The organism is uncultured Agrobacterium sp., assembly GCF_913777885.1.
GTDB lineage: Bacteria > Pseudomonadota > Alphaproteobacteria > Rhizobiales > Rhizobiaceae > Agrobacterium.
In genome coordinates this window covers 154,561-169,213 of record NZ_CAJYTV010000001.1, presented here as the reverse complement: position 1 = coordinate 169,213, position 14,653 = coordinate 154,561, and the positions used below count along the sequence as shown (strand labels likewise).

8 protein-coding genes are annotated in these 14,653 nt (G+C 59.5%); all 8 read left to right on the top strand.

The features are described from left to right. Positions 1 to 9 precede the first annotated feature (9 nt). The gene (cheR, locus tag QZ869_RS00765) at positions 10 to 918 is read left to right on the top strand and encodes a protein-glutamate O-methyltransferase CheR (protein ID WP_296097746.1); all 909 of its coding nucleotides are present in this window, start codon (positions 10 to 12) and stop codon (positions 916 to 918) included. Continuing rightward, entirely contained in the window at positions 915 to 1,970 is a 1,056-nt protein-coding gene (gene cheB / locus QZ869_RS00760; RefSeq protein ID WP_296097744.1) for a protein-glutamate O-methylesterase CheB, read from the top strand. Before cheR ends, cheB begins: the two co-directional genes overlap by 4 nt. Further along, complete coding sequence (gene cheY2, locus QZ869_RS00755) at positions 1,970 to 2,359, top strand: chemotaxis response regulator CheY2 (RefSeq protein WP_296018178.1); 390 nt, start codon at positions 1,970 to 1,972, stop codon at positions 2,357 to 2,359. Before cheB ends, cheY2 begins: the two co-directional genes overlap by 1 nt. Beyond that, positions 2,356 to 2,901: a chemoreceptor glutamine deamidase CheD gene (cheD, locus tag QZ869_RS00750; RefSeq protein ID WP_296018182.1), complete on the top strand. Its 546-nt coding sequence runs from the start codon at positions 2,356 to 2,358 to the stop codon at positions 2,899 to 2,901. The genes cheY2 and cheD overlap by 4 nt, the downstream gene beginning before the upstream one ends. Positions 2,902 to 2,915: 14 nt before the next feature. Further along, complete coding sequence (locus tag QZ869_RS00745; RefSeq protein ID WP_296018184.1) at positions 2,916 to 3,299, top strand: hypothetical protein; 384 nt, start codon at positions 2,916 to 2,918, stop codon at positions 3,297 to 3,299. 349 nt (positions 3,300 to 3,648) lie between these two features. Further along, a complete protein-coding gene (locus QZ869_RS00740) occupies positions 3,649 to 5,700 on the top strand; it encodes a glycosyl transferase (RefSeq protein WP_296102024.1) in 2,052 nt (683 codons plus the stop codon). A gap of 18 nt (positions 5,701 to 5,718) precedes the next feature. Further along, on the top strand, positions 5,719 to 6,873 hold the full coding sequence (gene glf, locus QZ869_RS00735; RefSeq protein ID WP_296081106.1) for a UDP-galactopyranose mutase: 1,155 nt from the start codon (positions 5,719 to 5,721) through the stop codon (positions 6,871 to 6,873). 201 nt (positions 6,874 to 7,074) lie between these two features. Then, positions 7,075 to 14,430: a hypothetical protein gene (locus QZ869_RS00730; RefSeq protein WP_296102022.1), complete on the top strand. Its 7,356-nt coding sequence runs from the start codon at positions 7,075 to 7,077 to the stop codon at positions 14,428 to 14,430. Positions 14,431 to 14,653 lie beyond the last annotated feature (223 nt).

Below are 14,653 nucleotides of genomic sequence, written 5' to 3'. Positions count from 1 at the left end.
TGGTGATGAATGACAGCGCTTAAGTTCAACGAACAGCGTGGACCACAGGATGAGGTGCTCGTCAGCGGAGAATATCCCCTGACGCGTCGCGACCTGGCCGATATCGCCGCAATGATCTATGCTGATGCGGGTATCTATCTCAACGATACCAAGGCCTCGCTCGTCTATTCGCGACTGTCCAAACATATCCGCAACCTTGGCCTCTCCGGCTTCAAGGATTATTGCGCGCTGGTGTCGTCCGAGCACGGTGCAGCCGCCCGCCGTGAGATGCTGTCGCATCTGACCACCAACTTTACGCGCTTCTTCCGTGAAAACCATCACTTCGATCATCTGCGTGATGAGGTTCTGCCAGGCCTGATCGCACGGGCAAAGAGCGGCGGACGAGTCCGCATCTGGTCCGCCGCCTGTTCGGATGGTCAGGAACCCTATTCGATTGCGCTGACCGTGCTCGGTCTCTTCCCGAACGCCACCGATTACGACTTCAAGATCTTGGCAACCGATATCGACCCCAAGATTCTCGCTCAGGCGAGGGCCGGTCTTTACGACGACGGCGCTCTCGAAACCGTATCGCCCGCCATGCGCAAGCAATGGTTCCAGGAAGTGGATGCCGGCGGACGCCGCAAGCACCAGATCAGCGACAAGGTCAAGCGTCTGATCACCTTCAACGAGCTGAACCTGATGGCGCAGTGGCCGTTCAAGGGCGGCTTCGACGTGATCTTCTGCCGCAACGTCGTCATCTATTTCGACGAGCCGACTCAGGTAAAGATTTGGTCGCGCTTTGCCGGCCTGCTGCCGCAGGGCGGTCACCTCTATATCGGTCATTCCGAACGCGTTTCCGGCGAAGCCAAGGATCAGTTCGACAATACCGGCATCACCACCTACAAATACATCGGCAAGTCCGCCGGGAGGAGAGCATGAGCATGCCCGCCCGCGTTCTCGTCGTCGATGACTCTCCCACCATGCGTGGCCTGATCTCCGCCGTCCTCCAATCCGACCCGGATGTCGAGGTCATCGGTCAGGCTGGCAACGCCATGGAAGCGCGCGCCGCGATCAAGGAGCTCAATCCGGACGTCGTGACGCTGGATATCGAGATGCCCGAGATGAACGGGCTTGAGTTTCTCGACAAGATCATGCGCCTGCGGCCGATGCCCGTCATCATGGTCTCGACGCTTACCCATCGCGGAGCCGACGCCTCTCTGGCTGCGCTGGAAATCGGTGCGTTCGATTGCGTCGGCAAGCCGGTGCCGGGCGATGCCCTTCCATTTCCCGACCTCGCGGACAAGGTGAAGGCGGCGGCTCGCTCTCAGCATCGGACATATCGCGGCGCTATTGCCGAAAAGCCTGCCGCGCCGCAGCCCACAGCGGTGACCAACTACAGCGTCGGGCGCAAGATCGTCGCCATCGGCTCCTCGACCGGTGGCGTGGAAGCGCTGATCGCCGTCTTGCAGAAGTTCCCGATCAATTGCCCACCGACGGTCATCACCCAGCACATGCCGCCGACGTTCACCAAGAGCTTTGCCGAGCGGTTGAACCGCTTATGCGCGCCGGTGGTGGAGGAGGCAACGGATGGTGCGCGCCTCCAGACCGGTAAGGTCTATCTGGCGCCTGGCGGCGACCGGCATTTGCAGGTTGTTAATCACGCCGCGCCATGCTGCAGGCTTGTCGAACGAGATCCTGTTAATGGTCATCGGCCATCGGTCGATGTTCTGTTCGATTCAGTGGCCGAACTTGCAGGTCGCAACGCCGTTGGGGCTATTCTGACCGGGATGGGCCGCGATGGAGCGGCAGGCCTTTTGAAGATGCGTCATGCGGGTGCCCGCACTGTCGGACAGAACGAGAAAACCTGTGTGGTCTATGGAATGCCGCGCGTGGCCTACGAGCTCGGCGCGGTCGAACACCAACTTCCGCTGAACGCCATCGGCGAAGAAATTCTGAAACTAACTGCTGCCCGAAAAGAAGGTTCTGACTAATGTCTCTCGCAGAAAAGATAAAAGTGTTGATCGTTGACGATCAGGTCACCAGCCGATTGTTGCTGAGCGACGCGCTCACGCAGCTCGGCTTCAAGCAGATCACTGCCGCCGGTGACGGTGAGCAGGGCATGAAGATCATGGAGCAACAGCCGCACCATCTGGTGATCTCCGACTTCAACATGCCGAAGATGGACGGTCTTGGATTCCTGCAGGCGGTTCGCACCAATCCTTCGACGAAGAAGGCAGCCTTTATCATTCTGACCGCACAGGGAGACCGTGCTCTGGTGCAGAAGGCGGCCCAGCTTGGCGCCAATAACGTGCTGGCCAAGCCATTCTCGATTGAAAAAATGAGGGCGGCTATCGAAGCCGTATTTGGATCGCTGAAATGATCGAAACCGCAGCCAAGCGCGTACATATTATTCAGGGCGAATATAAGATCGCCAATGATCCCGACGTGGTCCTGTCGACCATCCTGGGCTCGTGCGTGGCTGCGTGTCTCAGAGACCCCGTTGCGGGCGTCGGCGGCATGAATCATTTTCTGCTGCCGGGTACGGGGGGTATGGGGGGTGGTGATGCGACCCGTTACGGGGTGCATCTCATGGAACTTCTGATCAACGGTCTGCTCAAACAGGGCGCACGCCGTGATCGTCTGGAGGCAAAGGTTTTTGGTGGCGCAAAAACCATCGCCAGCTTCTCCAATGTAGGAGAGCAGAATGCAATCTTCGCGATGCAGTTCCTGAGGGATGAAGGCATTAGGGTGGTCGGCAGCTCAACGGGCGGAGAGCATGGCCGAAAGGTGGAGTTCTGGCCGGTATCGGGCAGGGCGCGCCAGCACCCGCTCAGTGGTGCCGAAACCCAGAAAACGGTCGCGCTGGAAACACGTCCGGTTCCGGCAGCCAAGCCGGCCGCAAGCGATATCGAGTTTTTTTGACAACGGAGTTGCATATGACTATCGCTGAGCGCGCTGGAAACGACATTTTTGAAGAGGCGCTGCCAACCATCCTGATGCGGGTTGTCTCGGAGCTCCATGACGTTGCCTATCTGATCGAGCGCATCGAGCCGCAATTGCTGGAGGCCACTGATGGTGCGGTCTCCGACGATGGATTGAAGCTTTTGCAGGGAATCGACCTTGCCGTGCAGAAGGCAAGGGGTCTGGCAGAGTTCATCGACACCATCACCGGATCCATCCCGCTCGAATGGGCTGTGGATGTGACGACGGCGCTCAGCCTCGTCAAGCTTGCAGAGATGCAGAAGGCGCTGGGCGCCGGCTTGCGTCACGGTCATTCACAGCCGATCGACAAGGCATCGGGCGACTTCGATCTGTTTTAGCCTGAAAAGCCAAGAGCGCCGGACCTCCCGGCAGGATGCCCGAAGGCGATGGCGGTCTTCACGCTCGACGTGATTGACCTGCCGGAGCCGATGGTCCTCAGCGCTTCGACCCTGCCGGATCTTGACCTTTGATCTCACCCCAGGACACACGGGCCCGAAATGGGAGCGTCCGTCGGCGCTTGACCTGAAAACCGAACCCTGGTTTCGGGAAGGCACGATGCATCGCTTCGCCTGACGATCCGCACGCGTAAAGCGCCGCACAAGCTTCAATGTCTAGTCTTTCCCTCAGTCTACCACGGCCATGATGCTCGCTCCCACGCGGCGCGGCCGGCATGAGGGTTTGAATGCGATGAATGCATCGATTGGCGGCACAGTCCAGAATTCCATACTTCCAACCTTGCTGGAGCTTGCGAGAACGCAGCGCCTTGCCCTTGTCGATCTCCTGAAATTTGCAGAAAGCCTTACCGCTGAAGGCAAACCGCAGGAGGCGATCGAGCTCTATAAGTCCTGGCTCGCCTTCAACGACGCCCATCCTGGCGCTCATATGGTTTATTTCAACTTCTCCGTCTTGTTGCGGCAGATGGATGACCTCGCAGGCGCGATCACTGCCATGCAGGCTGCGTTGAAAAACGATCCGCTGTTTGGTCCTGCTCATATCAATCTTGGTCGGGCCTTTGAGGATGCGGGTATGGCCCCTCTTGCGATCCAGCAATGGCAGAGCTTTGTCGGCAAGACGGCGGAAACGACACCGGACCGGCACACCTATCGGCACATGGCGTTGCAGCATATCGGTCGCGTCATGGAAAATGCCGGCTTGATGGAAGAAGCGGAGGAGGCCCTTTGGGCCGCGATGGAGCTTCGCCCCGACAAGCCGGAACCGGGCCAGCATTGGAGCGCGCTTCGCCAGCGTCAATGCAAATGGCCGATCCTGCAGTCGTCCGTTCACGTCTCCGCCCGGCAGATCATCGACGCCATGCCGCCTTTGACCCTTGGCTGCTACGCCGACGATCCGATGTTCCAATTGGCCAAAGCAAGCCAGTACGCAAAATTCCTTGCGGGACGACCGGACATCCGCAATTTCCCGCGCCCTAGCGTTCGGCGCAAAACAGGAACCGACAAACCTCTGCGCGTCGGCTACGTGTCATCGGACCTGCGCGATCACGCCGTCGGTTTTGCATTGAGAGAAGTGCTGGAACTGCACGACAAGGCGCGCGTCGAAATCTACGCCTATTACTGTGGCGATCCGGTGATTAACGACCCGACGCAAATCCGAATGAAGGCCGTGGTGGATTGCTGGCGAGAGATCGGTGCACTCTCCGATGAAGCCGCCGCACGCCAGATCGCAAGCGATGAGATCGATATACTGATCGACGTCAACGGCTACACCAAACATGCGCGCACGAAGATTTTCGCCTATCGACCGGCGCCTGTCATTGTCAATTTCTGCGGCTTTCCCGGTACCATGGGAACGCCCTTCCACCACTACATGATTGCCGACGAGGTGATCGTTCCGCCGGACAGCGAAATCTATTATTCGGAAAAGGTCCTGAGGATCGCATGCAATCAGCCGCTTGATCGCAAGAGGGTAATCGCGCCGCGTCCTTCACGCCAGGAAGCCGGCCTGCCGGAAAACACCTTCGTCTTTGCCTGCTTCAACGGCATGCAGAAGATTACCGCCGCCACATTTGCGCAGTGGATGCAAATACTGAACGAAACGCCGGGAAGCATTCTTTGGCTGCTCACCGGCGGCGACAAGACCGATCAGCGATTGCGTGAGTTGGCGCAGGCAGCGGGTATCGCACCCGAGCGGCTCTTCTTTGCGCCTAAGGCCGGTAATCCCGCCCACCTTGCTCGCATTGCCCTGGCGGATCTGTTCTTGGATACCTATCCTTACGGCGCCCATTCAACGGCCGCCGACGCACTGACCGTGGGGCTGCCCGTTCTCACTTTCCCCGGCAAATCCTTTGCGGCGCGGTTCTGCAGCAGCGTGGTGGCGGCGACGGGCGTTTCGGAACTCATCTGCTCCAGCCCGGACGATTACGTCGCCAAGGCCATCGCCTTTGCGAAGAAGCCGGGTACCCTGAAAAAGCTCAGGGCAAAGCTTGAGGCCGGGCGCGAAAAGAGTGTTCTGCGTGATATTCCCGGCACGGCGCGCAGGCTGGAAGATCTCTTTTGGCAGATGCAGGAAGAGGCCGAACGCGGTGAAACGCCGGTTCCCGATCTGCGCAATCTTGATGTTTATTACGAGATTGGCGCCGAACTGGTTGCGGAAAATCTGGAATATGTCGACGAGGCAGCCTACCGCTGCCGATACCGCGAGAAGTTGCAGGAATGGCACGCGTTCTCGCCCATCCAGCATGATAACCGCTTGTGGACGAAACAGGCATCCAATATCGCTTGAACCAGAGGCAAGGCGCGCGTGTCAGCACACAGGATTGCAGTTATCGGCGCTGGTCTTTCCGGCGCGGTCATTGGTCGTGAACTGGCTGAGGCCGGTCACCAGGTCGAGGTCTTCGACCGCCGCGATCATATTGCCGGCAATTGCCACACCGAGCGCGATGCCGATACCGGCGTCATGGTTCACGTTTACGGACCGCATATCTTCCACACCGACGATGTGGAAGTGTGGGATTACGTCAACCGTTTCCAGACCTTCAAGCCATACAAGAACAGGGTCAAGACGACGAGCCGGGACCAGGTCTTTTCGCTTCCGGTCAACCTTCACACGATCAATCAGTTCTTCGGCAAGACCCTGCGTCCGGATGAGGCCAAGGCTTTCATCGAAGAGCAGGCCGACACCAGCATCACCGATCCGCAGACCTTCGAGGAGCAGGCACTGCGCTTTGTCGGGCGCGATCTCTACGAGGCTTTTTTCCAAGGCTACACCCAGAAGCAGTGGGGTTGCTCGCCCAAGGATCTGCCAGCCTCCATCCTCAAGCGCCTGCCGGTCCGTTTCAACTACGACGACGATTACTTCTTCCACAAATTTCAGGGCATGCCGGAAAACGGCTACACGCAGATGGTCGAGCGTATCCTGGATCATCCGCAGATCGCGATCCGGCTGAACAGCAGTTTCGAGCGCGCGCAAAAGGACGATTACGACCACACATTCTATTCGGGCGCGCTGGATGGCTACTTCGATTACGCCAAAGGCCGTCTCGGATACCGCACACTGGATTTCGAGCGCTTTACCTATGATGGCGACTATCAGGGTTGCGCGGTGATGAATTACGGCGAACTCTCCATTCCCTATACCCGCATCACCGAACACAAGCACTTCTCTCCCTGGGAAAAGCATGAGGGTTCCGTCTGCTACCGGGAATTTGCCCGCGAATGCGGATCCGATGACATACCTTATTACCCTATTCGACTGGTGAAGGAGAAGGAACAACTGGCTGAATATGTCGCTCTCGCTAACGCCGAGACGGACATCAGCTTCGTCGGGCGGCTCGGAACCTATCGCTATCTCGACATGGACGTCACCATCCGAGAGGCACTCGATACGGCACGTCTTTTTCTGTCTTTGGAGGACGCAAACAGGCCTATGCCTTCCTTCCTCAATCCGCCTCTCTGATGGCTGTGTCGGCTTCGATCGAAGCACCGTGCTTTCCAAAAATTGCATCCGGATTGAGAGTCGTTGCTTGTGCGAAAAGCTGACAGTTTCGCACAAGCAACTACACCTAGGATTGCTAAGGCCGGACGTATCCGTCGAGTGGATACTTCCTTTGGTCGGACAGAGGCATGTCGCCCTTTTGAGCTTTGGTCAGGTTAGTAAATGACATCCATCGTATCGTCGCTGAGCGTCAACCAGATCAGAACACTCACGAACGCCGATATCGCCGCCTGGACGACGGAGGATATTCCCTTTCTGACCACGCAGCAGATCAAGGCCCTGTCGTCTGAACAGGTCGCCGCGCTGGAGGTGGAAGATTTCAAGCAGTTCAACACCAAGCAGCTCAGTGCCATTTCCACGAGCGCGGTCGTCGGTCTCACGCTCGAACAATTGGCGGTGCTCGAAGGCCTTTCGATCTCAAGCCTGACAAAGAACCAGGTCGGAGCGCTGACAACCGTCCAGGTCGAGGCTTTGACAACCGCCCAGTCTGAGGCGCTGACCTCGTCTCAGGTCAGCGCAATGACATCCGACCAGCTCGCCATGATGAGCCCGGATGACATCAGTACATTTTCGTCGGCGGACGTCGCCGCCATTTCCCGTCGCGCGATTGTCGGCCTCACGACGAGCGCGCTTGCCGCTCTTTCGGCCGATAAGATTGCCTCGATCAGCACTAGTGCCATGTCTGCGCTGACCCCGGAGCAGGTGGCCGCTCTTTCGGACGCGCAGATCGCGGCGCTGACGAGAGCGCAGGTTTCGGCCCTCAGGGCCTCGCAAACCAGTTCTCTTGGTGTCTCAGCCGTCAAGGGGCTTACGACTGAAGCAATGAATGCGCTGAGCGTCAGCGCTCTCTCGGGCCTGAGCACGGAGGCCGTGAAGGCTTTGTCCGTCCAACAGATTGCGGCCATCAGCGAGAAGTCTATCGGTGGCCTCAGTCCAGATCAGCTTGAGGCTCTTGAGGCGACGCAGATCGGCGTTCTGACATCGGCGCAAGCTGCGGCGTTGAAACCCTCGCAACTTGCAGCGATAGACGCGGACAAGATCGCCCACCTGACGGCCTCGGCAATTGCAGGACTTGCAACGGCGTCCGTCGCCTCGCTTTCTACGGAACAGATTGCGACACTCTCGACTGCACAACTTGCCGCTCTAACGACCAAACAGGTCAAGGTTCTGACCTCGATCCAGGTCGCGGCTTTGGGCACGGAGGCTATCGCTGCCTTCACCAAGGAGCAGATTGCCACCTTGGGAACGCGGGCGATCACGGGCTTGACCAGCGAGCAGATCACCTCGCTGTCAACACTTCAGGTCGAGGCTTTGGCGCCGCAGCAGGTCAAGGCACTCCGTTCGGATCAGATCTCCACGCTGACGGCGGAGCAGATCAATACGTTCTCCACCGCTGATATGGCGGCGATGACCAGCGCCGCCGCTGCTGGGTTGAGCACGGATATCATCGCAGCACTGTCGACGTCCAACGTCGCCGCCTTTAGCACGGCAACATTCGCCAAGCTCGGTACAGACCAGGTCCTAGCCTTTACCTCGGCACAGCTGAAAGCGATCACAAGCAGCCAGATAGCAGCGCTGACGTCCAGTCAGGTGGCCGTCCTTGGGGCCGAAAAGATTAAGGCCCTCGACGCGTCTGCGATCGGTTCTCTCTCCGCCAAGGCGATGCCTGGTCTTGGCGCGGACGTCATCGCAGCCTTGACCCCTGATCAGATTGCAAGCCTGAGCACGACGATCATCTCGCGTTTGACATCCGACCAGATCGGAGTCCTTACGGTCGATCAGGTGGAAGCCCTGACCTCGGCACAAATCAAGATGCTAAACGCCAGTCAGATGACAGCGCTCGATGAGAAGGGCATCCAGACTTTTACCACAGAGGAAATCGCCTCGATCTCATCCAAAGCGATGTCGGGGCTGAGCACAGCAGCGATAAAGGGCTTATCGCCTGCGCAGGTCGCCGCCTTGTCCACCACGTCTTTCTCGGCTCTTTCCAACGATCAGCTGGATGTCTTGACATCGGACCAGCTTGCGTCGCTGACGGTCGCCCAGCTCAATGCCTTGAAGGCGCCACAGATCAAGTCGCTATCCACCGACTATATCGCCTCCCTGACGACCGCGCAGGTTGCCGCGCTCAGCACGGCGGGCGTTGCAAATCTGACGACTGCTCAGATCGGCAGCCTGACGACCAACCAGCTTGAGGCTCTGACCTCCGTTCAGGTCAGGGCCATGACCTCTGAGCAACTGTCGGTTCTAGGTTCAGCGGATATCAATGTCTTTTCAACAGCCGATATGAATGCAATCAGCACCCAGGCCATTCGGGGCTTGAGCACCAGCGCCCTGTCCGGATTGACGCCGGAAAAGATTGCCGCATTGGCGACATCGGTTGTGTCTGCGTTAACCACAGGTCAGATGGAAGCGCTTTCCGCAACGCAACTCGTCAGCTTGTCCTCCGCGCAACTTGCAGCATTTGGGTCGGATCAGCTTGCCGCGCTGAAGCCGGAACAGGTGACGGGCGTCTGGAAGACCGTCAACGAAAAGCCGGTTCAGGTGGCAGGTCTCTCTACATCCGCACTTGCCGCCTTGAACACCAGAGCGGTCGCGGGACTTTCGACGGGTGTGATCGCAGCATTGACCACGCAACAAGTGGCAGCTTTGAGCACGAGCACGGTTTCGAAGCTGACGACCGATCAGATTGTGAGCTTGTCGAGCGAGCAGATACACGCTTTGTCGAACGGCCAGATCAAGGCTCTGGGTTCCAGCCAGATCGGAGCCTTGACACCAGCCTCGGTGGCGAAGCTTACGGGAGAGCAGATTGGATCGCTCAGCGGCGCTGCAATCAAGGGGCTCAGCTCGGAGCAGATTGCCGCTTTGTCGACAGTCCAGATATCAGCCCTGTCAACGGGCCAGATTTCGGCGCTGACGTCGACCCAGCTGGCGGGCCTTGGTCCGGAAGATATGGCAGTCATGTCAGTTGCGAGCATACAGGCCCTTGCATCGACCGCCGGGCTTTCCAAGGACGTGATCGCGGTGATGTCGTCGCAAAAGCTTGCGGCTTTGAGCACCGGGGCAATCGCGACATTGACGGCAGAGCAGATCGCTGCACTGTCCACGGCTCAAGTGGATGCTTTAACGACACGGCAGCTTTCTGCGCTCAGTTCCGCGCAGTTAGCGGCTTTCGGCCCCGATGACATTGCGACCTTCGACGCGGTCGATGTGGCTGCGCTGTCGGCAAATGGCGTCACTGGCTTGTCGACAGGGATCATCGCATCGCTGACGAGCGCGCAGATTTCCGCCCTCTCCACCTCAGCTGTCGCAGCATTGACCGCAGACCAGATCGAAGCGCTCAAGCCCACCCAGCTGGCAGAGCTGACGATCTCGCAGATTGCAGCGCTCACGTCCGTGCAAACCGCCGCATTGAGTTCAGCAGGCCTCGCAGCCCTTTCGACAGCTCAGATAGCGGCGTTGAAAGCGGGCGCCATTACCAATCTCCCGGGCGATCACATCTCCGCACTGACGAGTGCGCAGCTCGATGTCTTGTCGACAGCTCAGATCGCTGCACTGACTCCATCCCAGATCGCCGCCTTGGGAACACTGCAGATCGCGTCTCTTTCGACAGATCAAATCGCCGCGATCAGCACGGCGGGAATCGGTGGAATGTCCACAAGACAGGTCAATGCGCTCACGACCGGACAGGCGCAGGCGCTGACCTCCCTTCAGGTCGCAGCACTCTCTGCCGACCAGCTCGAGGCGTTCGGTACCGATGATCTCGCTCTGTTTTCCACCAGCGATGTGGCAGCGATCGGACCGAGCGCGATTGGCGGCCTTTCCACACTGGTAATAGGCTCGCTCACGACCGATCAGGTCGCATCCCTCAGCGCTACGGCTCTTGGCGGTCTGACGACGAAGCAGATTTCCGCGCTTTCCACCCTCCACGCGAGCGCGCTGACCACCCGGCAGGTCGCCGCTCTTTCGGCCGATCAGGTCAAGGCGCTCGGCACCGACAACATCGCGGCGCTTTCTGCGGCTCAGGTTTCCGCGTTCAGCACAGGCGGCGTCTCGGGGCTGACCGCCGCTCAGATTGGCAAGCTGACCGCTGCTCAGGCAGAAGCGCTGACTGCCGTTCAGGTCGGCGCCCTGACCTCCGCGCAACTCGCAGCTCTGAGCGCAGACAGCATCAAGACCTTTTCCACCGCTGATATCGGTGCGATCGCGCCCGGTATGATCGGCGCGTTGCCAACCGCGACTGTCGCGGCCCTTAGCACCGGTCAGATCGCAGCACTCGGCACGGTGGCCGTGGCTGCACTGACGAAGGGTCAGATTGAAGCACTTTCGACAGGCTTGATTGCCGCTCTGTCCACCAGGCAGGTTGCGGCATTGACCTCGCAGCAGGTTTCAGCCCTTGGTGCCGACGATCTCGCAGCGTTGTCCCCTGCCGCCATTGGCGCAATCAACGCATCGGCGGTTGCTGGCCTTGCCACCACAACGGTTGCCGCGATGTCGACAGAAGATCTCGCGTCGATCAGCCCGTCGGGAATCTCCGGACTGACGACGGCCCAGATCGCTGCGCTGAAGACCGAGCAGTTGAAGTCGCTCTCGACCCGCCAGGTAGCCGGACTGACCTCCAGGCAGATCGCGGCCTTGGGCACGGCGGGCATTGCCGCGCTCGACGTCCATCAGATTGCTGCCCTGGATAAGGGGAGTATCATCGGTCTGTCGACGGACCAGATCGTGACACTGGCCACCGAGGTGGAAGCGCTGACGAGCGAGCAGGTCGGGGCATTGACATCCGCACAGGTCGCGGCGCTCTCGGTCGATCAGATAAAGGTTTTCTCCTCCAAGGACGTCGCAGCCTTGTCGGCAAGCGCGATTATAGGGCTGTCGACCGCAAAGATTGCGCTCCTGCCGACGGAGACGATTGCGGCGCTTTCCGCGACCGGCATCGCTGGCCTGACCACAGCGCAGGTCGCGGCACTTGGCGCATCCCAGATCAGCAGCCTCACGACATCGCAAGTGGCTGCGCTTGGCTCGCGTCAGGTCGCCGCACTCGGAACGGCTGGCGTTGCCGAGCTCACAACCTCGCAAATTGCCGCCTTGAGTGAGGCCGGTATCCCAGGTTTGAGTGCAGAGCAGGTTGCCAAACTGACTACGTCGCAGGTCGAAGCTCTCAAGACGTCGCAGGTGGCCGTGTTGAGCTCGACACAATTGGCAGCCCTTGAGGCGGACGATCTTGCGGTCTTTTCTACCGCAGAACTCGCCGCTCTGAGCTCAAGCGCGATTTTAGGGCTTTCAACAGAGGCACTTGGCAGTCTGTCGGCGGATCGCATCGCCGTCCTCGGCACGGCAGGCGGTATACAGGGTCTCTCGACAAGCCAGATCGCCGCCCTGACAAGTGCGCAACTTGCGAGCCTGACGACGGCGCAGATCGCCTCGCTTGGCTCCAGGCAGGTTTCCGCCATCTCCACGGCCAATGTGGCAGCGCTGACGACAGCGCAGATCGCAGCTCTCAGCACCGCCGGTGTGGCCGGATTATCTTCGGCGCAGATCGCCAAATTGAGCATAAGCCAGATCGAGGCGTTCAACGCCACGCAGGTCGCGGCCTTCACTTCCATTCAAGTCAGTGGCCTCGGGACCGATGCTCTCGGCGCATTTTCGACGGCAGAACTTGCTGCTCTGCCCTCAGCTGCACTCGCGGGTCTTTCAACCGTCACGCTGGCCGCTCTCTCGGCAGACCGGGTCTCAGCGCTTGCGCCGGGCAGCATCGCAGGCCTGTCGACAGATCAGGTCGCGGCCTTGACCTCGTCTCAGTTGGAAGCACTAACGTCTTCCCAAGTCGGCGCTCTTGGATCGCGGCAGTTGGCCGTCTTAAGCACTGCTGCGCTTGGTGTGCTCTCCGCTGCGCAGATCGCGTCCATCAATCCCGCGGCCGTTGCCGGCCTTTCGTCGAACAGTATCGCCTCCCTGTCGGTCGCTCAGGTGGAGGCACTCACGCCTGCGCAGGTTGCGGCGCTGACCTCCGCACAGATTGCAGCATTGGGAGCGGACGATATAGACCGCTTCTCGAAGGAGGATCTCGCTGCATTGACCTCCAGCGCCATTGCAGGCCTTTCGACGGATGCCATCGCCATCCTGTCTCCTGAGAAGATGACTGCGCTGAGCGCTTCAGGGGTTGCCGGACTGACGACGCTTCAGATCTCAACGATGACCGTAGATCAGGTCGAGGCTTTCACGCCGGCACAGGTCGCAGGGCTCGGATCGCGGCAGATCGCCGCGCTCACTGCAGAGCAGTTCCAGGCCTTTTCGAAGGCCGATATCGGGGCCATCAGCGCTGCAGGCATCGCGGGGTTATCGACTGTAACCATTAAGTCCCTTTCGATGGAGACGATTGCAGCACTGAGTACGCTCGGCATATCCGGTCTTTCGACCGGCCAGCTTGCGGTGCTCTCGCCAGATAAGTTCGCAGGCCTTTCCACGGCGCAGATAGGGGCGCTGTCCTCCACGCAGATCGTCGGTTTGAGAAGTGGCGATCTCCTGGCCCTTTCCACCGCTCAGATCCTTGCCCTTAGTACCGGCGCGCTGTCAGCTATGACCTCTCAACAGGTAGGCGCACTGAGCCTCGAACAGGTGAATGCGCTTTCGACCGGGCAGATCAACGCGCTGTCTTCAGGCGGCATCGCAGGTTTGACGTCGCAGGTCCTCGATACGTTCACGCCAGACAAGATCGCCGCGATCAACTCATCGGCCATTCCGGGCCTTTCGACCGGCTTCATCGCCGCTTTGTCGACCGGGGAAGTTGCAAGTCTTGCGACATCTGTGATCGCTGGACTGACGAGCAGCCAGATTGCCGCCATGACGCCCGGCCAGATCGATATCTTATCGACCGGGCAGATCGCGGCGCTGAGCGCCGATGGTCTCGCGGGGCTCTCGAACGCCGCCATGGATACCTTCTCGACGGCAGACATTGCAGCGATCAGCACTGCGGCCATCCGTGGCCTTTCCACCGGCATCATCGCGTCTCTGACGACAGAGGAAATTGCAGTTCTCGGTCCAAGCCATATCGGCAATCTCGGCTATAATCAGATCGTGGCGATGAGCACGGGGCAGATTGCAGCGTTGACGACGGCGCAGTTGCAGGGATTGAGTCTGATCCAGGCGGCTGCACTCGACACTGGCGATATCGCCCTTCTGTCCACCGACAAGATCGCCGCGTTGGGCACGTCCGCGATTTCCGGACTGACGACCGGCGTGATCTCGGCTCTCACCACCGCGCAAAGCGAGGCATTGTCGCCAGCGCAGGTCGGCGCACTGACAGCGGCGCAGGTCGCTTCCATTTCCAAGGAGAACATCGCGAAGTTTTCAACCGCGGATATAGCCGCCTTCAGTACCAGCGGCGTTGCGGGACTTTCTACCGATACGCTGGTCAGCCTCTCCAGCGCGCAGGTTGCCACCTTGCTCAACACTCACATGGGTGCGTTGACATCCGCTCAGGTCGCAGCCGTGATCTCCACTTACCTTGCCGCCTGAAAGCTGCGTTTCGGTGTTTGCTTCGCTCCCTCTTACCAGGGGCGAAGTAAGCTGGAGGATCGGCTCAAAAATCGGAACCGAATGCGGGAAAGCCCGATGCGCAGGTTGAAGAGTACAGATCTTCCTTCGTGTGTCCAGTAGGACGCACCCCGCTCGATTGGGGAAATCCTCGCGCAAGCTTCGTTCTCTAGGGTGGCATCGGGACCAGAAGGTCTCGGACCCA

What these genes read in the sequence shown, in the direction of transcription:
- cheR (WP_296097746.1), top strand. Translation starts at nt 10, where the DNA reads ATGACAGCGCTTAAGTTCAACGAACAGCGTGGACCACAGGATGAGGTG.
- cheB (WP_296097744.1), top strand. Translation starts at nt 915, where the DNA reads ATGAGCATGCCCGCCCGCGTTCTCGTCGTCGATGACTCTCCCACCATG.
- cheY2 (WP_296018178.1), top strand. Translation starts at nt 1,970, where the DNA reads ATGTCTCTCGCAGAAAAGATAAAAGTGTTGATCGTTGACGATCAGGTC.
- cheD (WP_296018182.1), top strand. Translation starts at nt 2,356, where the DNA reads ATGATCGAAACCGCAGCCAAGCGCGTACATATTATTCAGGGCGAATAT.
- QZ869_RS00745 (WP_296018184.1), top strand. Translation starts at nt 2,916, where the DNA reads ATGACTATCGCTGAGCGCGCTGGAAACGACATTTTTGAAGAGGCGCTG.
- QZ869_RS00740 (WP_296102024.1), top strand. Translation starts at nt 3,649, where the DNA reads ATGAATGCATCGATTGGCGGCACAGTCCAGAATTCCATACTTCCAACC.
- QZ869_RS00730 (WP_296102022.1), top strand. Translation starts at nt 7,075, where the DNA reads ATGACATCCATCGTATCGTCGCTGAGCGTCAACCAGATCAGAACACTC.